This window comes from Haloquadratum walsbyi C23 (assembly GCF_000237865.1).
Lineage (GTDB): Archaea > Halobacteriota > Halobacteria > Halobacteriales > Haloferacaceae > Haloquadratum > Haloquadratum walsbyi.
The window spans coordinates 699,023-720,397 of the sequence record NC_017459.1 but is presented as its reverse complement, the minus strand read 5'-3'; the positions used below and the strand labels follow the sequence as shown (position 1 = coordinate 720,397).

Genomic DNA, 21,375 nt, shown 5'->3' with positions numbered 1-21,375 from the left:
CACTGGAATTAAATAAACGCAGAGACAGCACCAACACCAATAACCGTCACTATTAGACGACCGATACTTCCAATGAATGTTGCAAGCGCGAATTTCAGATAATCCTCTTCGAGTACCGAAAACGCATAAATTGAGATTGTGTCTGGGAATCCAGGAACGCTGAGTGCTGCTGCAAGTCCGGCATATCCCCACTGTTGTGCAAGCGCAACTGTTCGACGCTCAGACCAACTAATGAGGTCAAACCATGAATTCTGGAAAAGCTGAAGTACTGGACCTGATTGTTTGACTTCCTGTCCAAGATGAAAGGCAAAGACGCTTCCAGCAGCTTTTCCAGCACCACTCACCAGCATAATAATCCCAAGGCGACCAGTTTGTGAAAGACCAAGATCAATCGGCGCCAACAGCACAATCTCACTCACTCCTGGAAGTGCAAATGCGATTAAAAATGAATAAATGAAAATAATGATTAGTCCACCCCACCCAGTGGCACGCTCAACGGCGGCTGAAAGCCATCCAAACTCCGGCCAGATATCACCAAAAAGAGAGACAGGCAATAACAGACCACCGTCTGATGAAATCATGCTCGCACCCATACTCATACTTAGATCGGGGACAGGCAGTGATGATACAGCCGTCAGCAAGATTGCAATAATAGAGAACTCACCAACTAAGCCGGGTGTGCAATATATCGAATACACCGAGAGAATCGGCATAATAGGGGATAGTGGTGAAATTGAGGATACAGAGGGGACATATGTGTTCAAAAGTTGGATTGGAAACAGAATATGAATCACAAAGTCAGTATCATGTCAGTAGATGTAAGACTTGTTAGGGCAAGTTCATCAATATGACTCTGGGTGAGCGTGCACATATCGGTATATCCTATGATGAGCGAACAGAATCAAGAATAAGACGTTGTTCAACGCGTTTCACTTCGTGTTGAACATCTCGGACAGCATCGATATTCGCTGAGATTGATGAGATGCCTGCTTCGACAAGGAACTGCACCATCTTCGGTTTTGAGCCCGCCTGTCCGCAGATACTTGTTTTAACGCCAAGATCACGACAAGTCTCGATTGTGTTGTCAATGAGCGAGAGTACAGCTGGGTGAAGCTCATCAAACTGATCAGCAACGTGCTCATTATTACGATCAACGGCAAGAGTATATTGTGTGAGGTCATTCGTTCCAAATGAGACGAAGTCAACACCTGCTTCAGCTATTTCTTCGATTTCAAGAGCTGCTGCTGGTGTTTCAATCATGATACCCCATTCTTGCGTCGATGGATCGATACCAGCACGTTTCATTAATTCTCGAGCCTGAATAACCTCCTCAGCATCATTCACGAGTGGTAACATCAATTCGACGTTGTCATAACCCATTTCGTAAATACGGCGGAATGCATCGAGTTCATGTTTGAATATCTCTGGAGCGTCAAGCGACCGTCGAATACCTCGATATCCAAGCATTGGGTTGTGTTCATGCGGCTCGTCATCGCCACCCTCGAGTTGCCGAAACTCATCTGTCGGCGCATCAAGCGTTCGGATTCGAACTGGACGTGGATAGAACTCCTCAGCAGCTGTCCGCATATCATCAACTAACTCATCGATATACGCCCGCTCACCGTTATCAGCGATATATTGTTCTGGAGTCTTCCCGAGTGAAAGCACCATATGCTCCATACGTAGAAGTCCAACGCCATCCGCACCCGTTGCTGCTGCCCGATCGGCTGCTTCTGGAATTGAGACGTTTACTTTCACCTCGGTGGCTGTCATTGGCTTTACCGGTGTTGTTGGTCGTGCATCTTCGATTGGTTCATGTGGTTGTTCTTTTTCTTCAGCTTCACCCTCACGAACTGTTCCTTTATCACCGTCAAGTGTGACCAACTGACCATCATCGAGTGTTGCTGTTGCTGAACCTGCCCCGACAACCGCTGGAACACCCAACTCACGAGACACAATTGATGCGTGAGATGTCATTCCACCCTCATCAGTAATGATACCGGAAGCACGCTTCATTGCGGGGACCATATCCGGCATTGTCATTTCAGTAATAATAATATCTCCATCGCTCACCTGGTCAAGATGGTCAAGTTTTGTAACGACGCGTGCTTCACCAGCGGCAATCCCTGGACTTGCCCCAAGCCCGCGGACAAGAATCTCTGCATCGTTCGCTGATTCAGTCGAATCGGGACTGTCGGCATTAATCTCACCATTGCTAGCTTGGTGATTACTTTCTGACCTAGGACGTGTATCATCGCTTATAGTCGTGATTGGACGTGATTGGAGCATATGCACTGATCCATCATAGATAGCCCACTCAACGTCCTGTGGTTCACCGTAATGTGATTCTACCTTTTTACCAAGTGCAACAAGCTCGGCGATTTCATCATCTGAGAGCACACGAGCATCGCGCTTATCTGCTGAGACATCTTGCTCAACAGTCTCACCAGTCTGTGCATCTTTCACCATCATCATCTTTTTTTCTGCGATTGAGACTGATGTGGTCTCTGCGGTCTCCCTATCGACAGTGTAATTATCTGGTGATACAGCACCAGAGACGACCGCCTCACCAAGTCCCCAGGCTGCTTCAATGATGATCTGTGGGTCGCCGCTTGATGGATGTGATGTGAACATCACACCGGATTTCTCCGCATCAACCATCTGCTGAACAACAACGGCAATATCGACATTGGAATGCGAAAATCCCTGTCGATTCCGATAATAGATTGCGCGCTGAGAGAACAGCGAGGCCCAACATTCTTTAACACGATCGACAAGATTGTCTGAGCGCACATTTAAGAAGGTCTCTTGCTGACCAGCAAAGGATGCATCTGGAAGATCCTCGGCTGTCGCAGATGAGCGAACAGCGACAAACGGGTCAGATTCAGAGTCATCACTCGTATCTCCGTCAGTTCTTGATTCAGTTGAATTAAGTGAATAATATGAATCAAGAATGTCCTGTTTGACCTCATCTGGCATCGGAGTTTCAACGATCAGTTGATGTGCGCGCTCATGTGCCTCTCGAAGCGCTGTGGAGTCCTCATGATCAACATCAACGACATTGAATAATTCTTTATCAATACCTGCAGTCTCGATGAATTCGCGGTAAGTTGCTGCAGTTACAACGAATCCAGACGGAACCGGGAGCCCCGCGTCGGTTAGTTCGCCGAGCGAAGCTGCCTTCCCACCGACCGTCCCCACGTCGGTGGATCGTACCTCATCCAGCCAAGATACTGCCATCAGTATGTGTATTTTCCTCAGATGAGACTAAAGTACTTTCCGGACCTACTGCGAGTGAAAAAAATATACTCAAAAACGAGTATAACATCTGGATATTGAACTATACAGACATTGCGAGAGGTTCTTTAGGTGGTATATCGTTATCGTGATTGTGCTCCTGGAGTGGCTCTCATCATTCCCGTCGTGGTTGGTATTTGGTGTTCTCGCCGGGGGGTGTGCAACAGTCATTATCGCTGGTGTTTTTATTATTGGTGGACGGTTATTTCCAGACGATACGAATAGATTCGGGACGACAGGTGGAAAATTCAATCGACGACGAGGTGAATTCCGGTCATATTTTAGAGCAATCGATGAACCGTTTGTTGAGGAGCGTGAGCTTGCTGGCGAAACAATCGCGTTCTATCTCAGTAATCACGAAGTTGCAGTTACGTTCGATGCACAAGTGTATTTTAATCTTGACCGTGCTGGTATTGAAACTATTCTCTGCGAATATGAAATGCCAGTCCGTGCGCTTGGACGACGACTCCCGTTTGAGGTGTCAGATCCCGACTCCACACCAGGAGCAAACAATCGCACACAATCCGCCTCAATAACAGCAGCGTATGACCAACTAGGACTAAGAACAACAGCAGATGCAGAGGCAATAAGAGATGCATATCGCGAGCAGGTGAAGATAGTTCACCCAGATCATGGCGGGACACAAGCAGAGTTCAACCAGTTACAAGAAGCATACACCATCGCCCGAGATCATGCCGAACACACGAATTGTGAGACAGTTTCTCGAAGTGACTGAGTGGAATATGGTATAATTCATACCTATATTTGCTCTCAATTATTCACTATCTTTATGTGTGACATTTGCATTCATATCCGGATCTACATCTGCGTCTGCGAGTTGTGTCACTTCATAAAGCACATTATCATCGCGAAGTGTGTCAGTAACCTGTCCAACGAGATCAGCAGTCGCCACAACAACAGAATCAAGCCCTCGTGTGGCTCCATCGGCTGCGACAGACCCTGCCGCAAGAGACGTTGTTGGCGTGATATCTGCTCGTCGAAGTGCAACAACCGCCTCAACACCTGTTGCAACAACAATATCACCACCCGCACAGATTGTCGCTAACTCATCAATTGAGACAGCCTGACTTCCGCCAGAGCGTGCCGGGGGGAGTTGTATAACGGTTACATGACCGGGATCCATCTGTATTACCCCTTCAAATCCAGTCACACTCACTTCGTCACCAGAATCTGCAGCGGTCGTTGCAACACCAGTCGCAGGTCCGACATCTCCCGGTGTTGCATGCAAAAGCCCATTAGTAATCGAAAGTGTCACCGTTTCACCGGGTTCAATTGCGTCGGTCGCAATGGCGGCGTCTTCTTTGACATTTTCAAGAACATCATCGGTAACATGATTAGCAAATCGCCGGAGTCCTTTTGCTTCCTGAAATAACCAGTCAACGCCTTCTTTTGTGATGCTATAACGGGATCGAGCTTCCTTATCAACATATCCCTCAGCAACGAGATCACGGATATACTCGCTTACAGCCTGACTTGTTACACCGACAGCTTCAGCAATTTCACCCTGATTTACTGCTGGCTGCCGATCGGCAATTTCAACGAGGATACGAAACCGCGTTGCGGTTCGTTTATCCTCAAGCGCGCCGCTCATATCATATTATAAATATTTGAGCGGTAAAAATCCACCTTCTTATATATTTTGTTTTGCCCATTATATCACTGGGGCCACTGCATTCCTTACTGTGAATCTGCAGAACATATCGAATGGACTATTCCAGTCATATATAATAATAGAGTCGATATCAGAGTACGGTCAAATATTGAGGGTGTTCATGCGGACTCATAGAGATTGCGAGGCGGAAACCCACGACTCTATTCCTGTCTCTTACCCACGGATCGAGTCAGGATTTTAGCGGAACGGGATCGGGATCGGCGAGCACGACTGAAATCCTCGGTATCTACAGTTTCAGCACCTCTTTGGAACAATTGTAGTGGCGTTGATTACCGGCGTTCTGTCACCCCCACAGCCGATATCACTGTCTGAATCGCTTCTCGCCTCGATTTTTTGCGTTCAAAATACCTCTGAGAGTGTCTGAAACGTCCGGTTACGACTCCACGAACTTGTGGGTAAGAGACAGGAATTTATTCGTGGGAGGAAGCCGACAACAAGAAATCAATCAATCTGAGTTTCCAACAAGATCTCTAGGTGGCAAGAAGCCAGGGTGTGGACAGTGTCAGAAGGTCACAAGTACCTGCTGGTATGGGCATCCAGTCAGCCTGCCCTGAACTCGGGACTCGTGAAGCGAGCGTGCTACCCTGTTCGGCTACGGACACGGGTTCTTCGCACTCCACACCGGGTTGGAGTGGAGGTCACCAGGAATTAAATGGACGTACCCCACTGCCTCGCCATCCAAAGAGTGCGAGTGTCCCTTTTTGTGGGTCGGTACCCACGTCAGTTTGAAACTGATATGGAGTACCCGACCGTGGAATAGAATAATTCCACACGGAGAATTAGTGGATTGCAGTCAGCCCACACCGATACGATCGTTCGGGTCAAAACCCAATTGCGGGAGGAAGCCACCGACTTCAGTCGTGGGTAGCTGACTCCAGACGATAGCTGTAGTAATTGTGTCCGTTATGTACTTTTGGATACTGCTCATACGGTACGTGTGATTAACACTGATGTCGTATATCGCTCACGTGCACTTTGGATGCCTGATGCAGCGACACTTGTGATTTCTGATCTTCATATTGGTCGTGATGAGGCTTCGAATGTGCAACTTCCACTCGGCGAGCGTGATGATTTGCTTGAACGGATACAGACTCATCTGAGAGAATTGACTCCTGAAACGGTTGTTGTTGCAGGTGATATCTTTCATCGATTTGAGGGAGCAACATCGGATAATCGAAGAACGCTTGCAGCGTTGGTCGATGCGTGTTCAGACGTTGATGCGACATGTATCTTCGTCCGTGGCAATCACGATACGGGACTCGATTCGACATATAATACGACCGTTGTCGACTCATATACGGTCGAGGGACTAACTGCAGAAAGCCCAAAAACCGTTATTTGTCACGGGCATACTGAGCCAACAATCACGGCTGAGCGATATATCATCGGTCATGATCACCCAGCGATTACTATCGAAGGTCAACGACATCCATGTTTTCTCTCAATTCCTGATAGCTATCAGGAGGCAAATATCATTATGCTTCCAACATTCTCTCGACTCGCTGCTGGTGTCAGCATCAATACTGCGAGTGGGAATGATCTTCAATCACCACTTATTACGCGACTTGAAGATGCACGGCCAACTATTTATGATGAACAAGCCGCTGAATCTCTCTCATTTCCCCCGCTTCGATCACTCCGGACAATGTTATGAGATTGTTTGAGTCCCTGAGAATTGAGCATTATGAATTTGTTGAGATAGTATTGAACGAGTATTCAATAATAACAAAATCTGTATTCGGACAACTGTACGTGATTTAATAATGAGTCAGGTGGTCTATGGAACTCTCGCTATTTTCAGAGTCTGGTATTAAGCTATGAACTTCCTTGGATTCAAACCCCGAAGCTTCTATTTTCCCGCAAGAGAATAGATTGATCACAACAAATTCATATGTTACAGCAATGACCCGGATTATTTTTTATACATAGTGATTCGATGCCTGACGAAACGAGGGCTGTGGGATCTGTGAAATACCCCGCCCTGTTTAATCACAGCCTTGCCAGGGGTGCAGCTCAGCACCTATGTCACGCTAACATATACTGATTCTCAGAAGGTTCAGTCAATGATCTACATAGGATTCAAAAAGGTGACTTTCTGAGACTGCTTTTACCAGCTTAGCTTCCTTCCTGAAGGAGTGGACTTCTGTTTGCTACGTGTCATAGATATATAAATAAAACAAATCATATTTCCGCTTGAGCATTGAGTTGACAGTCTCGAATTGGCTCTGTTATCCACAAAAAATCGACACTCTCCGGGATTACGCCTGATCAATGCCGGTTTGATCTGGCTATTATGCTTTCCTATTGTCACTGCATGCTAATCGGGAATTGTGCTCCATCGCATCGAGCAATAGTATCAGCTTGAACTATGAAATCGTGAGTTCGATATCTCTTATGTAATGTTTCGAAGCGTGACTGCGGTCGAGTCCTGACAGATAAATCTCAAATGTCACTTATCTGGAATATCATCACTGGAAGAGCCAATATAACATACCACACAGTTACAGCAAATCGATTAATGCCTTACAGAGCGTTATTAACGGAGGAAACTTGACTACTGAAACGGTCTTGAAGCGCTTACAGAATCAAGAGTAGTTACCGGTTACCTCAGTTGCTTGAGATATATGAAAGATCTTGCTCGTATGTATGAGCGTAGAAAGACGATAGAGTGACTGATAGCATATATTCCCTGTAAATCGCCACGGGGCATTCGTCTTGACTTTTCTGTAAAATGAATTCCGGCAATATCGTCTGTTTAACAGTTACGTTCGTCCCGCCATCACACCGCCATCAACATCCCAGATTGCTCCAGTGACCCAAGATGTTTCTTCTGAGAGAAGGAAATTAATCACTGCTGCTACCTCATCTGGCTGACCAACGCTTCCAGTTGGATGCATATCATTGAATGCTTGAAGATTTTCGTGGATATCTTCTGGATCCATAAATTCACCATAGATTGGTGTTTCTACAACAGATGGAGAAACCGCATTGATTCTAATGTTGTGCTCCCCCAACTCAATTGCAAGCTGTTGGGTGAACGTGTGCAGTCCCGCCTTTGCCATGGAGTACGCCGAGGCTGGCGTCTCCTCAATTGCTTGCTGGGCCCACATGGAGCCGACATTCACGATCGACCCACCACCATGTTCAACCATAGCTTGTGCAACAGCTTGGGTGATGAAAAAGAATGACCGATTTATGTCATGATATTTATCATAGTCTGCTTCGGTATGTTCTAAGAACGGCTTTGGCTGGAATGATCCTGCGGCATTGACTAAGTACTCAATTGATGCCTCTGATTCCTCGATTGCTTCAATAAACGCTGTGACGTCATCGCTATCATAGAGATTTACTGTTGAATACTCTCCCGTTCCATCTCCAGGGAGATTATCGACAGCGTTTATGAGCTTTTTTTCTGTCCGACCTACAAGATGTACGTTGATACCTCGGTCAGACAACCGCTTGGCTGTTTCTAGTCCAATCCCACTTGACCCGCCGATAAGTAGTGCTTCAGTTTGCGAAGAAATTCGTGGCGTCATCCGCTTTACGTATATCAAAGAGCAGTCAAATGTCTTCGCATATAGAGCCAGCCTTTGTCCCCAGCTAACGCCAATTATGATTTCTGTATGAATATACCCCTTGACATCGTGACTAATATAGGTATATTCGTGGCTTCCAATTGCTGTTTGAACCGCTTTGTTGTATAAACGCTGATTGATAGTTACAGTGGCTCATGTAATCGCTTTGTGTCTATGATAGTGAACGCAACCCCGAGAGTTCCAGCTATTATATGCTGAGCAGGCGCAATACCACGGCCCTCAGGCCGTGAATACGCGCCGTCACGCCCTCCAAAATCCTACTGTCGTCGCTCGATTCAAATTTCAAAATACATACATTTAAATCACAGGCAATCACATCATAAAACAGGAATCGGTTGGAAACAGAGCGATTCCCGCCAGTCCTACGATGGCGGCCTGTCCGCCCCAAGCAATAAGACAATCATCGGAATCAGTCTGGTGAACGGTCGGTTCCTATAATGAACCGATGCAGATGCTGTGCCCGACTGCTTGGAAGCAACATTGAAAATAACTCCGAGTTTGCTAACGCCTGCCGGCGCCCCTGCGGCAAAAACAACGCTTGGACGCCGTACATGGTCGAGAATAGGAGTCCCGGCGGCTTGGCACCGCCAGCAGTCCCACCCGCACCCGCACCCGACTCAGACCGCGAACAACCCTTCAGATTCGCACTGGCTGGTTGTTCGGTGGGAGTGTGAAACCTGAAACTCCCACCGCTCGGGATTCCTCCGCGTGAACCCGGAGGAGGATGTCAACATGATAGCTGTACACGCTTTCTACATCTTTAATATCTTCAGCGAGGAATCCACTTTATCAAGAAGCGAGCCACGTGTATCCGGTGAGCAAAATAAGAGTGGGCTAGTTGATCAGATCCAACAGTATCGTCCTGTTGGGTGGAAAACATGGTGGCGATGATGAATACAATGAAAGCTGTGTGTCAACTGTCCCCGGGGTCAAGCCCTGAGGTATCCGCCTTGATTCTTGATGAAGCTGTGATGATTGCAATTACATCGACGACGATGTCAGAGCATCCCAGTGAGATAGATAATCATATTTCGATACGTATCAAAAGGAGTCAATACACATCAATATATTCGATTGTGATACCGAGATGCGGAGGATATAGAGGGTGTGGTTGAGTTCCGTAGTCTATAGCTTATAGCCTATATTCTATATTTCATGTCGACCGATCAGTGTTAACTGCAACAGCTGCCTCACGACCACTTCGCATCGCGCCCTGAATGCCTGACCACGCCGTATAATCACCAGCAAGGTAGACCCGACCGCCAGGGGCACGCGCCTGTGGAAGAGCATCGTGTACACCTGGTGGCTGGTCAAATTGTGCGAACTCAATTCGATCGGTTGCAATTGGTTTCAAAGAATCAAAGTCGCGATCTGAGTACCATGATGAAAGTGCTGATTGGGTCTGTTCAGCAAGGGTATCAATATCATGTTCAAACGCTGCAGGTGAAAGGAACGTTGCATTCAATAGTGCCTTATTATCAGGGGCGTATTCGGAGGCAACATTAGAGAGCGGAACAACCGTGTTTGGCGCTGGCTCAGCAGCATTCAAGATAATCTTCTTACGGGTTTCAGGGGCATCTGTAACCGGGAGCTCATAATATTGTGTGACACACCCACGTGTGTCTGTCGGGATTGAATTAACACCAGTGAGCTGTCTGGCATCGGCAGGATCAGTCGCAATAATCACAGCGTCAGCGTCAGTTGTCGTCGTATCCGTCTCAATAGTGACACTATCGGTATGGTCAATGATATCAGTAACACCCTCCTCACAGACGATACTCGCACCGGCATCGCGAGCATTCATCGCAAGTTGCTGTGGAACAGCCTGCATACCATCAGCTGGCAGGGCAATTTCGCCGGTTGAGAGTGACTTGAATGTATACTCAAATACACGTTTTGATGTTGATAGCGAGCGATCGAGTGTAATGCCACCATAAAATGGGGCAATAAAGTGATCAAGATAGTCGTCTGAAAATCCCCATTCCTGAAGATATGAGCGAATCGACTGATCAGGGCTCTCGAATATCTCTTTTTCTGTTCGTGTCCCAACATGTTGCCGAAGCAATAGCGTCCGAATTTTATCTGTCTGCGTTACCTCATTATTTTGTAATGATGATATTGCTGCGCGCGGGTCACGAAGAGGGTCCGAAAGAACAGACCGTGACCCAGGGCGAGCAATGACAGCGCCAGGGGTGAATCGACGGAGCGAGAGCGAATCAAGATCAAGTTCACGCGTAACGGCAGGATATGATGTAAAAAGCACCTGGAACCCACGATCAATAATAAATCCATCCTGATGGCGAGTTTGCACGCGCCCACCAACGTCTGATTGGCGTTCATAAACGGTGACAGTTGCACCAGTTTGTGCGACATGTCGCGCCGCAACAAGCCCGGCAAGTCCGGCACCGACGACCACAACGGAGTCCGTACTCATGATTGTGACTCGTGGATGGATACATAAAGAGGGTATCGAGACTGACTTTGTTAGATGAATTATTGAACTCTGATGACTGGACCAGCGCTAGCCATCAAACAATTTAGACTTTATGATATGTGAGTATGCTAAGACTCCCTATCCGAATATGTGTGCTTAGTCCCTAAAAAGAGCGAGATATAAGTGGATAACGATTTGATTGTTGAAATGTTGTGATTCGATATGAAGACATCTGAGTCGTTTCGTGGGTTATACTGTACCGCGAGCGGGGATCAACACGATTTGACGGCAACTGGTCCGACTGACACTGGGGGTCGGCTCGAGCCAATGTATGATACAAGCGGCATCAAGTGGGGAATGGATACAAGCGCGTTTGAGCGCGGGAGTGATGCTGATACTGATAATGACATCGACATTACGACACGTTCGATGTGGCGATATAATGAATTACTTCCGTTCATCGACCCAATTACCGCTGGTGAGGGTAATACTCCACTTGTTACAGCTCCGCAACTTGCTGCAGAGGTAGGTGTTGAGACACTTGCAATTAAGGATGAGAGTCGAAACCCAACTGGAACGATACTTGACCGTGGGCTGTCATCAGCTGTCACCGCCGCTCGCGAGACAGGTGCTGATTTGCTTGCACTTGCGACACCTGGAAACGCTGGACAGTCAGCAGCTGCATATGCTGGAATAGCCGGACTTCGTTCATATGCATTTGTCCCATCAAGAACCCCGTTCTCGAACAAAGCAATGGTGAATGTTCATGGAAGTGAAATGCGAGTCGCTGGCGGAAGATATCCCGATGCAGAGGACGCACTCGCCGAACAGCTTCAGTCAGATTGGTATACACTACAAGAATTCAATAACCCATATCGTCATGATGGAATCAAAACAGTTGCATTTGAGCTTGCGGAAGCACACGGATGGGATGTGCCTGATGCTGTTGTTGTCCCTGCCGGGACTGGAGAGGTTGTTGCTGGTGTTGCGAAAGGATTTCGCGAGCTTACTGCCGCGGATATACTCAGTTCAATGCCAACGTTGTACGCCGCTCAACCATCTGGATGCGCACCGATTGTTGATGCTGCAACCGAAGGTGCTGTGGAAGTCGAACCGTGGGATAATCCAGACACAATCGTTGGTGAATTAGAAATTCCGGACCCAAACGGTGGAACTGCAGCCCTTGAGGCGATTGATGAGTGTGATGGAGAGATTATCGCTGTTGACGATGATGCAATTTTAGAAGCAGCAGTTGTTGCCGCTCAGCATGCTGGGCTTGAGATTGGAGCCGCTGGAGGGGCCGCTATTGCTGCTGTTGATAAACTCGCTGATCGTGGTGTCTTTGACCCGACGGACACTGTCATTGCTGTCAACACTGAGTCAGGGACAAAAACCGCTGATGTGTTGCGAAGTCATCTGATGGGTAAGGGTATATAGCGTATAGACAATCATATCTTACTGTTGATATATTAATAGCAACCGCCCATCTCGATTTGGTGAGTAATAACTATTGGTTTTTATCGTCACAGTTTTATTTTTGATGCATCTAAATCAGGTATGTTGAGCGATGCGATGGAGGATTATCTAAAAAGTATCTACCGACTGCAGGCTGAGAAGGGACCACCCGTGTCGACATCAGCAGTCGCAGATACGCTTGAAAAAACCCCAGCGACTGTCACAAGTATGTTTGAGACACTCACAGATCGTGAATTATTGATATATGAAAAGTATGAGGGGGTAGAATTGACAACAGAAGGTGAGACCGTCGCACTCGCAGTTATTCGGCGTCATCGATTATTAGAATCATATCTTGCTGATCAACTCGGATATAAGTGGAGTGAGGTCCATGGGGAGGCGGATGCACTGGAACATCATATTAGTGAGGTATTCGAACGCCGTGTTGCAGCGGCGCTTGACGACCCACAAGTTGACCCGCATGGTGACCCGATTCCGACTGCTGATTTGACACCACTGAGTGATGCTGCAAGTGGTCCGCTGTCTGCCTGCGAGGAGGGCGAGCATGTTGTCGTTGTTCGCGTTCGAGATCGTGACCCAACAGAACTAGAGTATCTGGACCGAGTTGGGATTAGACCTGGAACCGAATTGACGATTGTCGATGTCGCTCCATTTGGGATGATAACTGTTGCAATTGGAGAAAACGATATTGACTGTGGGCAGACAACGATGCAGACGGTATCATCATCTAACACATCTGCAACCGCAGATTCGACTGATCATCCATCAAACACTGAGCTGTTGTCCGCAGAACAACGTATATCTTCAGATGATAATTCCAATTCGCTAATATCAACTTCAATTGCTGAGTCAGATAATAAACCGAATGGCACAACAAACGTGTTGACACAGAGTCTTCCGGATGATGTTGCGGAGTCAGTTCGTATTCGTTCTCTTGATGAAACAGCTAACTCAAGCGGGATAGATTCATACGCAGAGACACATGAGCAGGGGAATGAACCCGAGTCTGATGAGGTGAGTAACGCATGAGCACATATCTTGAGATTCTTATTATTGCCTTCATTACACAGCTTGCTGTGCTCCCTGGTGAGAAGGTACAATTCATCATTGCTGGATTATCTACCAGATATGATCCGATTGTTGTTGTTGCTGCTGCTGGGTCAGCGTTCGCGGGATGGACAGCACTTGAGATTCTTTTTGGACAGGCACTGCAAGCGGTGCTTCCGCCGATTGCACTAAATGTTGTCACCGCATCGTTGTTCCTCTTATTTGCGATATTGCTGTATCGGTCAGCACCATCAAATAACAACACCAATCCGGATGTCTCAGATACAACAACAGCTGAGACAGATGGAGGACTCGCAGCACTTGAGATGGTTACCCTCCCCGGACCACTTAATCGTGTGAGTGGTTCATTTGGTGGATTTTTGCCGATATTCATTCTGATGGTGACCGGTGAATTTGGCGATAAGACACAGCTGGTGACGATTGGGCTGGCGGTCCAATACGGAGCAACATCCGCAATCTGGATTGGTGAGATGCTTGCAATTATTCCAATTAGTTTGGCGAACGCATATTTATTCCACTCATTTTCAGGACGTGTCAATATGCGAACTGCTTACCTTGGGTCAGCACTCCTGTTTGGCTTCTTTGGAATCGATGCCATCATGTCGATTTTATTTGATTTTTCGGTTTGGGAGACGATTATCGCCGAGATAACGACAGCTGTCTCCGCAGCTGTCTAACGTCAATTGACATTTGAGTGTATTATAATTGCAGACGCTGGACAGATATGGATCGAGATGTACAGACGGTTTAAGATGACTTGCTCAGGGTTTGACCCGGGATGGGTTCACTCTGTAAACGAGGAATTCGACATTGAGTGTGAACATCTATATTCATCGTTTGATGACCGAACAGGGCGTATCTGGTGATTCAGCGAATCAATTAATACTGTGACGATTGTTTTTTCGCAGTCCCATTCCAGATGATAATAACAATGATTGCACTTAGCATGACAGCACTGACTGGTGTCATCTTTGGACTTGCGCTTGCGGCACCACCAGGACCAATGAATGCTATCATCGCTGAGGAAAGTGTCGTTCGTGGATGGACCGCAGGCTTTCTTGCCGGATTGGGGGCGATGACAGCTGATATTATTTTCTTTGTTCTCGCAGCATTCGGTGTTATTACGATTGTTGAACGTGCACCGTTGCTTCGCGCAGGAATGATTACCCTTGGTGGAGTCTTGATGCTATATTTCGCATATGGGGCAGCTACGGAGATTCATTCGGCGTTCGGTATCAGCAATACCAATACAGGAACGCACACCCTAAAGGAAGATAACAGTGAAAGCGGGAGCAAAACCACACAGAAGAACACGAATCTAAATTCACACGTTGGGACTGGGTTCCGCAAAGCGTTCATCTTAGCACTTACAAACCCATATCAAATCCTATTTTGGCTTACGATTGGAGTTGGGCTCTTACAGTCAGGGACACTTGATATTCTTGCACAAACGCCATATATTGGCTCACTACTTACCGGATTAGTTATTGTTGAAACTGGGTCACCGACACTTATCATTGGGTTCTTTATTGGAATTATAATATGGATTACTGGATTTCCAGCAACGCTCATCAGGATAGGGCGTCGAGTTAATAAATTAGCTCCTGTTGTCGCTGGGGGAAGTGCAATTGTTCTTGCAGGCTTTGGCATGATTTTTATTCTGAGAGGTGTTCGAAAGGCGCTCATCATAATTTAGCTCATAACACACATCGAGCAGTCACGACAAGTCGTCTGATTGGATCGATCAAAATCAGATACTCAAGTCTTCAAACGGAGTTTTGACATTTTGATATTTGCTGGTTTTGGATTCCAATTTTATTATTCATCACCGAGATATGTAACAGGATTTTCCAGTGGGTAATCGGGAAAGTCTTTGAATCACCCCCTACAGAAATACATATGCTCAAAAAGACGACGTGGATTAAGCTCCCGCGAAATGTCCTCGTCGGTCATGATGTAATAGGTGACCTCGCCGCCGCGATTGAAGAATTATATCTTGATGGACGTCCGCTTATTGTGACAAGTCCGACTCCAGATCAGCTTATTGGCAACCGTGTCCGTTCACAGTTCGCAGACCCACAAACAGTTTCAGTCGATCATGCAAGTTTTGACGCTGTTGAGGCTGTTATTGACACTGCTAAAGCTACAGACGCCGGATATCTTATTGGACTTGGTGGTGGAAAACCAATTGATACCGCAAAAATGGCTTCAGACAGACTTGGATGTGGATTTGTCTCTGTCCCAACAGCAGCAAGTCACGATGGGATTGTCTCTGGACGGTCATCAATCCCAGAGGGTGACACCCGACATTCTGTCGCCGCAGATCCACCACTAGCGGTTGTTGCTGATACTGCTGTTCTAGCAGAAGCACCATGGGAACTCACAACGGCTGGTTGTGCTGATATTATCTCGAATTATACTGCTGTCAAGGATTGGCAACTCGCACACCGACTGCAAGATGTTGAGTATAGCGAATACGCCGGTGCGCTTTCACAGATGACCGCGGAGATGCTTGTAGATAATTCTGATGCAATAAAAAAGGGATTCGAAGAGTCTGCATGGCTTGTTGCGAAAGCGCTTGTCTCCTCCGGTGTAGCAATGTCGATTGCTGGATCCTCACGACCGGCCTCCGGTGCTGAACATCTCATTTCACATCAACTTGATCGACTTGTCCCTGATGCAGCATTACATGGTCATCAAGTTGGAGTAGCCTCAATTGTTACGGCATATCTTCATAGTGGTGAAAATGGTGAGTGGGAAGATATCCGCGCTGCCCTTGCGGATGTTGGTGCACCGACAACAGCAACAGAACTTGGGATTGATGAAGAGATATTCATTCAAGCGATAACATGCGCACATGCCATTCGAGATCGACATACAATCCTCGGCAATGGAGTGAGTGAAGCAGCTGCCCGCGAAGCAGCAGTATTCACTGATGTATGTTAATGCTACACAAATAAGGAGATTCTGCTCGATGATGTTTTCATAATAAATATTAATATATAAATAAAAATAAGTTGAGAGATATTTCATCGAAAGCAAATAAGATGTGAATGTATTATTACTGATCTCGACATATCATAATAAATGAAGAAGTATTCTCCGATTTTATGTGGTATATTCTACGAGCAGGATAATCACAAACCCGAAGAGGGAATATCCCTCCAAACTAATGGTTAGTATGGCTACTGCGAGCGCTGAAATGTCATTAAAGCGCCACCCGCTTGCGGCCACTATTATCCTTTCAGTCGTTGGATATGCAGTCGTTATTGGGACGTTCATTGGAATTGTTCCTGCACAGATTTATCCTGATCTCTCATTGACAGAGGTGAATCTCATTTCCGATGCGATTGCAGTTGTAAATGCAGTGAATGTAATTGTGATCCTTGCGGGATGGCGGTGGATTCGTCGTAATGAAGTTCGAAAACATGCAGCAGCGATGCTCACATCGTTTGGCTTAATCCTTATTTTTCTGGTCCTTTACCTCACAAAAATTGGCGGGGGCGGCACAAAAGAGTTCGTTGGACCGGCAGTTGCGTATTATCCATATCTTGGAATGTTGGCAATTCATATCCTTCTTTCAATCATTTCTGTCCCGGTCGTTCTATATGCGATTGTACTCGGCATTACACATACGCCACAGGAACTTCGTGAACAGACACCACACCGTCGCGTTGGACGTATCGCTGCCAGTGCATGGGTACTTTCTCTGACGCTTGGTGTCGTTGCATATGTTCTTCTGAATCACACATTCGGATGGGAATATATTGAGTCAGGAACCGCAGTGATACTGACGATGATCATGACTCTTGTGTGACTGATACAGAGTGTTTGATCCCACGCTGGAAGGCACATATTTAACCGCGATATGAACGACTGGTCACACGAAATCGTGTGCGAATTGTCATAAGAACGTACAATCTTTTTTCAGAAAAATGAGCGATATTCAATTGTGCGAGAAGTGCAACGTCTGCTGTCGATTCATACTCGTTGAGAATATCAAGCAGACATTGACCGTGATTAGCATCAAAACGCACATAGCCGGATGTCGAAGGTTTTTGTTGTCTGGCAGAAACCGAGTGATATGCGCGTGGCGTTTGTCTCATTATATGTCGACGATCAGCGGACAGAGGGGGCAACTCGTCGGATACGCCGTGTTGCGGAGGGGCTAGCCGCTCGCGGGCATGATATCACTGTTTGTTGCTCACGCTGGTGGCAGGGGTCTGTATCAACATTCACTAAAAATGATGTTGCATATATCGGACTCACAGAGGCGAAAACACCCAGAGCATTTGCGTTGAAATTACCGTTTGTACTTCGTCGAATTGCGCCGGATATCATTCATGCAACAAATAGCCCACCGTCACAGGTTATTGCTGCAGCAACTGCTGGGATAATGATTCAGACACCACTCGTCGTAGATTGGTGGCAAGTGGACGAAACAGACCATCCATGGGTCGTCAGACGAGCGGCACGTGCAGGATCACGCCACTTCACCCCCTCACAATTAATCAAAACTGACGTCCGGTCAGTTGGCGGCGATACCGATTCAATCATTCAACTTCCTGAATCAATCGATTTTGAATTAGTTCGAGATGCAGATATCCATGACCGTGCAGATATTGTTTATGCCCGCCGACTTGATGATGAGTCGAATATTGACTCATTTTTGTTAGCACTCGCAGAACTGCGAAACAAGCAATGGCGAACGGCGGTTATTGGCGATGGACCACAGCGGTCAGACGCTGAGGCAATGGCTCGTGATCTCCGAATTGATGATCGAATTACATTCTATGGCTCAATGGAACTCGAACAATTTGTTTCGACTCTCAAAGGCGCACATGTATTCGCACAGACGGCTTCAGTTGAGCCGTTCGCACGAGAACTACTCTGGGCACTTGCATGTGGGTGCGTTGGAGTTGTTGAGTATCAAGCGCGATCAAGTGCGCATGAGCTTCTCGAGGATTACGAACGAGGGACTCGGGTTACCGATCCTGAGGGTATCGCTGCTGAGATTGAATCTGCTGCAGAGATTAATTCATCAGTGATTGCTGAATCGTTCAGCAAGTATGACCACCGTGCAGTGTTGAAACAATACGAGGATCAGTATGTGGCTGCACAATCAGAATTTGGATGGTTTAGCTAAGCATATGCGCTCAGCTTTTTCACTCATATCGGTAGTCGATATAAATACAAAGCCGATAAGTCCTAAAAAATGATGTAGAAAAAAGTCCATACGTGAGGTCCCACATAAGTGGATATCACGTAGACGGCTAGATAATAAGTGCGCAGTTGGTGGATATTCAATTACTCTTCAATATCGTAATCACCACCATATTTGAGGAAAAAAAATCCAAGCCCGAGTGTTGCGACCATCGCTAAAGCAGTGGCAACACCAAGTGTCTTCGCCGAGCTCGGAACCGTTGGAACATTGGATGGTGCAGGCGTTGAGATGCTCTCAACAACCTCAATGCTTGCACCCATCCCTGCAGTCTTGTGTGGCTGACAGAAATATTCGTATGCACCAAGCGTCTCAAATGTGTGCGTATAGCTAAACCCAGCATTCTCGATTGGTTCATGTCCTTCCCAGTTTGCGCTATCAGGCTGACTTTCGACAACAATATTATGATTATCAGAGTCCCAAACAAACTCAACAGTTGTCCCCGGAGTAATCTGTAAAGACTCGGCTGTTCCTGGCTCAAATACTAATGAGCCACCTGGACCAACAGTCACTGTTGTACTACTTCCATCCGCTTGAGCAGTTGCAGTCCCGATTGCTCCTCCAGCAGCCGCGCTACCAACCGCGGTTGTCAGCAGTGCCCGTCGGGACAGCTCCATATTCTCCTCAGTCATACGCTTCCGTTAGCAATCGGATGTAGTGAATACTTTGATTCGTTTCGTTCAGCAATTTTATCCATCGTTTCGGAACCCTTTTTGGGATTGTCTCACATTTGCGGCTATGACAGACACTGAGAGTGAACTTAGACAGCAATTTCATGATGCATTCAGTGGTGCTGAGTTTCCTGTTGACAGTCAAATGGATCTCGTCCCAACGCTTCCAGATGGACCAAGGACAAAATTCCATGCTGATGAGGTAACACTCACCGCACTTGAGATGGCAGCTAAACTTGGTACACATCAGGACTTTCCATACGCAGACGTTGATTCACTTGTTGATGATATTATTGAGGGGCTTAAAGCTGAAGAAATGATATGATACTGATATTCTCTCAGGTAATGGTCGTAGGTTTTCTCCGCGGTTGTATATCATATCGGTATACTATCTTCGATCAAGCTGAGAGTCGGAAGTCGCACGCTTGAATATCGCTGATGACAAATAATATCACATGCGAGTTCGATCAGCACTGGGTGCGCTTGCTGCGGGTGTCGGAGGGCTCTCTGGAATAAACGCTGTCCTCAACCGATACGTAGATTCAATTGATCCAGCTTTGAGTGGCGAGCATAACACCTTGACGTGGAGCGGGATTGATATATCATACACTGAGGCAGGCGACCCAACAGATCATACACTCGTATTACTGCATGGGATCAATGCTGCAGGGTCAAATGGTGAATTTCGAAGGATATTCACAGCGCTTGCAGAGTCATATCACGTTGTTGCCCCAGACCTTCCAGGGTTTGGGACATCTGATCGCCCCCCACTTCGCTACTCAGACACATTCTATGAGGAGTTCGTACAGGCATTCCTCAGCGAGGATCGTTTCAACTCAGTCTCCGTCGTTGCATCCTCGCTCACGGGGGCGTATCTCGCCAGCATACATGAAGATATTGAGACTGATATCGAGAGTGTAGTGCTCATTTGTCCGACTGAGAAGGGCGGTCCAAATCGCATTGTTGCGCTTCGAGAGCTACTTCGAGCGCCGGTCATTGGAACAGCGCTATTCAATCTGCTCACTTCAAAGCCATCAATCCGCTATTTCAATGCAGATCATGGATACTACAACATTGAAAATGTCTCTGAGACATGGATGGAGTACGAATGGCAGACCGCTCATCAGCCAAACGCTCGGTACGCCCCAGCATCATTCATCAGTGGTTTTCTCAATGAATCAGAAGAATTGAAAACAACGCTTTCAGATATTGATGTCCCGGTAACGCTGCTGTGGGGACGTGAAGCTGATATAACGCCACTCCAGCGAGGGCGCGAACTCGCAAAGGACGCAGGCTGTCGATTAGTTGTTGTTGATGATGCCAAACTACTACCACATGTTGAGTTTCCAGATCAATGCGTTGAGACAATTCAATCAGCCGTCAGCCGACGATAGGTTCAGATGAGGATAAGAAGAATTAATGAGAGATCACAGTAGAGCCTCGATCTATCAGAACAGAAAGTACCGAACGAGAGAATAGATAGAATTCGCTGATGTGAAATCCTCCCCACCGTAAACGGGGCTTCCCACGGGCAAAGGCCCGCTGAATTGGGAAGTTACGTTTGCAATCCGACCCGCCGATGGGAGTGCCACGCCCCCGTTACTCCTATCCTGTGAAGGACTCGGAGGTACCTGATTGTTTTACGTCGGTTTGCTCGTCCGAAGGCTTACTTTTTGATGAGGCAGACACCAACTCAACTGCCAATTTTCGGATAGTCAATCACGATGGGGAACCATCGCAATGACAATCAAAGAACCGTAGTGTGGGCACTCACGCCTTTCGGTTTGGGTGTTCACTGCTCAAAGGCTGCGCTGTATCCATCGCTAAAGCAGGTGTTTAGTGCCTGTCCCACCAATAATAGGGTTCGCAAGCGGATCTGCCGTGGTTGATATTGGAGTTGGTATGTTTGCACAACTGCA

At 46.9% G+C, this 21,375-nt stretch carries 16 protein-coding genes and 1 pseudogene; 11 read left to right on the top strand and 6 right to left on the bottom strand.

What is annotated here, in order from left to right; genetic code table 11:
• Positions 1–8 precede the first annotated feature (8 nt).
• The gene (locus tag HQRW_RS03165) at positions 9–581 is read right to left on the bottom strand and encodes a YqaA family protein (protein WP_011570851.1); all 573 of its coding nucleotides are present in this window, start codon (positions 579–581) and stop codon (positions 9–11) included.
• A gap of 301 nt (positions 582–882) precedes the next feature.
• Positions 883–3,240, bottom strand: a complete 2,358-nt coding sequence (gene ppsA / locus HQRW_RS03155) for a phosphoenolpyruvate synthase (protein WP_014555434.1) — start codon at positions 3,238–3,240, stop codon at positions 883–885.
• A 145-nt stretch (positions 3,241–3,385) separates the two neighbouring features.
• On the opposite strand from ppsA, the gene HQRW_RS03150 reads away from it, so the two are divergent.
• Entirely contained in the window at positions 3,386–4,033 is a 648-nt protein-coding gene (locus HQRW_RS03150) for a J domain-containing protein (RefSeq protein WP_014555433.1), read from the top strand.
• 39 nt (positions 4,034–4,072) lie between these two features.
• Here HQRW_RS03150 and HQRW_RS03145 read toward each other — a convergent pair whose 3' ends face one another.
• Entirely contained in the window at positions 4,073–4,909 is an 837-nt protein-coding gene (locus HQRW_RS03145) for a DUF7839 domain-containing protein (protein ID WP_014555432.1), read from the bottom strand.
• A gap of 1,018 nt (positions 4,910–5,927) precedes the next feature.
• On the opposite strand from HQRW_RS03145, the gene HQRW_RS03140 reads away from it, so the two are divergent.
• Positions 5,928–6,644, top strand: a complete 717-nt coding sequence (locus tag HQRW_RS03140) for a metallophosphoesterase (RefSeq protein WP_014555431.1) — start codon at positions 5,928–5,930, stop codon at positions 6,642–6,644.
• A gap of 1,108 nt (positions 6,645–7,752) precedes the next feature.
• On the opposite strand, the gene HQRW_RS03135 is transcribed toward HQRW_RS03140, so the two are convergent.
• Both HQRW_RS03135 and HQRW_RS03130 read right to left on the bottom strand, forming a co-directional pair.
• A complete protein-coding gene (locus tag HQRW_RS03135) occupies positions 7,753–8,526 on the bottom strand; it encodes an SDR family NAD(P)-dependent oxidoreductase (protein WP_011570846.1) in 774 nt (257 codons plus the stop codon).
• 1,213 nt (positions 8,527–9,739) lie between these two features.
• Positions 9,740–11,020, bottom strand: coding sequence for an NAD(P)/FAD-dependent oxidoreductase (locus tag HQRW_RS03130; RefSeq protein WP_014555430.1), 1,281 nt, complete (start codon positions 11,018–11,020; stop codon positions 9,740–9,742).
• A gap of 222 nt (positions 11,021–11,242) precedes the next feature.
• On the opposite strand from HQRW_RS03130, the gene HQRW_RS03125 reads away from it, so the two are divergent.
• The 7 genes and pseudogenes from HQRW_RS03125 to HQRW_RS03090 all read left to right on the top strand — a co-directional run bounded on the left by HQRW_RS03125 (position 11,243) and on the right by HQRW_RS03090 (position 18,710).
• On the top strand, positions 11,243–12,457 hold the full coding sequence (locus HQRW_RS03125; RefSeq protein ID WP_014555429.1) for a threonine synthase: 1,215 nt from the start codon (positions 11,243–11,245) through the stop codon (positions 12,455–12,457).
• Between the two features lie 120 nt (positions 12,458–12,577).
• Positions 12,578–13,216: pseudogene (locus HQRW_RS16340) on the top strand (metal-dependent transcriptional regulator); the annotation flags it as partial.
• Positions 13,217–13,521: 305 nt separating this feature from the next.
• On the top strand, positions 13,522–14,241 hold the full coding sequence (locus tag HQRW_RS03115; RefSeq protein ID WP_011570842.1) for a TMEM165/GDT1 family protein: 720 nt from the start codon (positions 13,522–13,524) through the stop codon (positions 14,239–14,241).
• Between the two features lie 242 nt (positions 14,242–14,483).
• The gene (locus tag HQRW_RS03110; protein WP_014555427.1) at positions 14,484–15,260 is read left to right on the top strand and encodes a LysE family translocator; all 777 of its coding nucleotides are present in this window, start codon (positions 14,484–14,486) and stop codon (positions 15,258–15,260) included.
• A 203-nt stretch (positions 15,261–15,463) separates the two neighbouring features.
• The gene (locus HQRW_RS03105; protein WP_014555426.1) at positions 15,464–16,510 is read left to right on the top strand and encodes an NAD(P)-dependent glycerol-1-phosphate dehydrogenase; all 1,047 of its coding nucleotides are present in this window, start codon (positions 15,464–15,466) and stop codon (positions 16,508–16,510) included.
• Positions 16,511–16,745: 235 nt separating this feature from the next.
• The gene (locus HQRW_RS03100; RefSeq protein ID WP_014555425.1) at positions 16,746–17,381 is read left to right on the top strand and encodes a DUF420 domain-containing protein; all 636 of its coding nucleotides are present in this window, start codon (positions 16,746–16,748) and stop codon (positions 17,379–17,381) included.
• 267 nt (positions 17,382–17,648) lie between these two features.
• Entirely contained in the window at positions 17,649–18,710 is a 1,062-nt protein-coding gene (locus HQRW_RS03090) for a glycosyltransferase (RefSeq protein WP_014555424.1), read from the top strand.
• 161 nt (positions 18,711–18,871) lie between these two features.
• On the opposite strand, the gene HQRW_RS03085 is transcribed toward HQRW_RS03090, so the two are convergent.
• A complete protein-coding gene (locus HQRW_RS03085; RefSeq protein WP_048066663.1) occupies positions 18,872–19,417 on the bottom strand; it encodes a plastocyanin/azurin family copper-binding protein in 546 nt (181 codons plus the stop codon).
• A 106-nt stretch (positions 19,418–19,523) separates the two neighbouring features.
• Between HQRW_RS03085 and HQRW_RS03080 the strand changes: the two genes are divergently transcribed.
• A complete protein-coding gene (locus HQRW_RS03080) occupies positions 19,524–19,781 on the top strand; it encodes an MTH865 family protein (RefSeq protein ID WP_014555423.1) in 258 nt (85 codons plus the stop codon).
• Between the two features lie 130 nt (positions 19,782–19,911).
• Positions 19,912–20,850, top strand: a complete 939-nt coding sequence (locus HQRW_RS03075) for an alpha/beta fold hydrolase (RefSeq protein WP_011570835.1) — start codon at positions 19,912–19,914, stop codon at positions 20,848–20,850.
• The last annotated feature ends 525 nt before the right edge of the window (positions 20,851–21,375 follow it).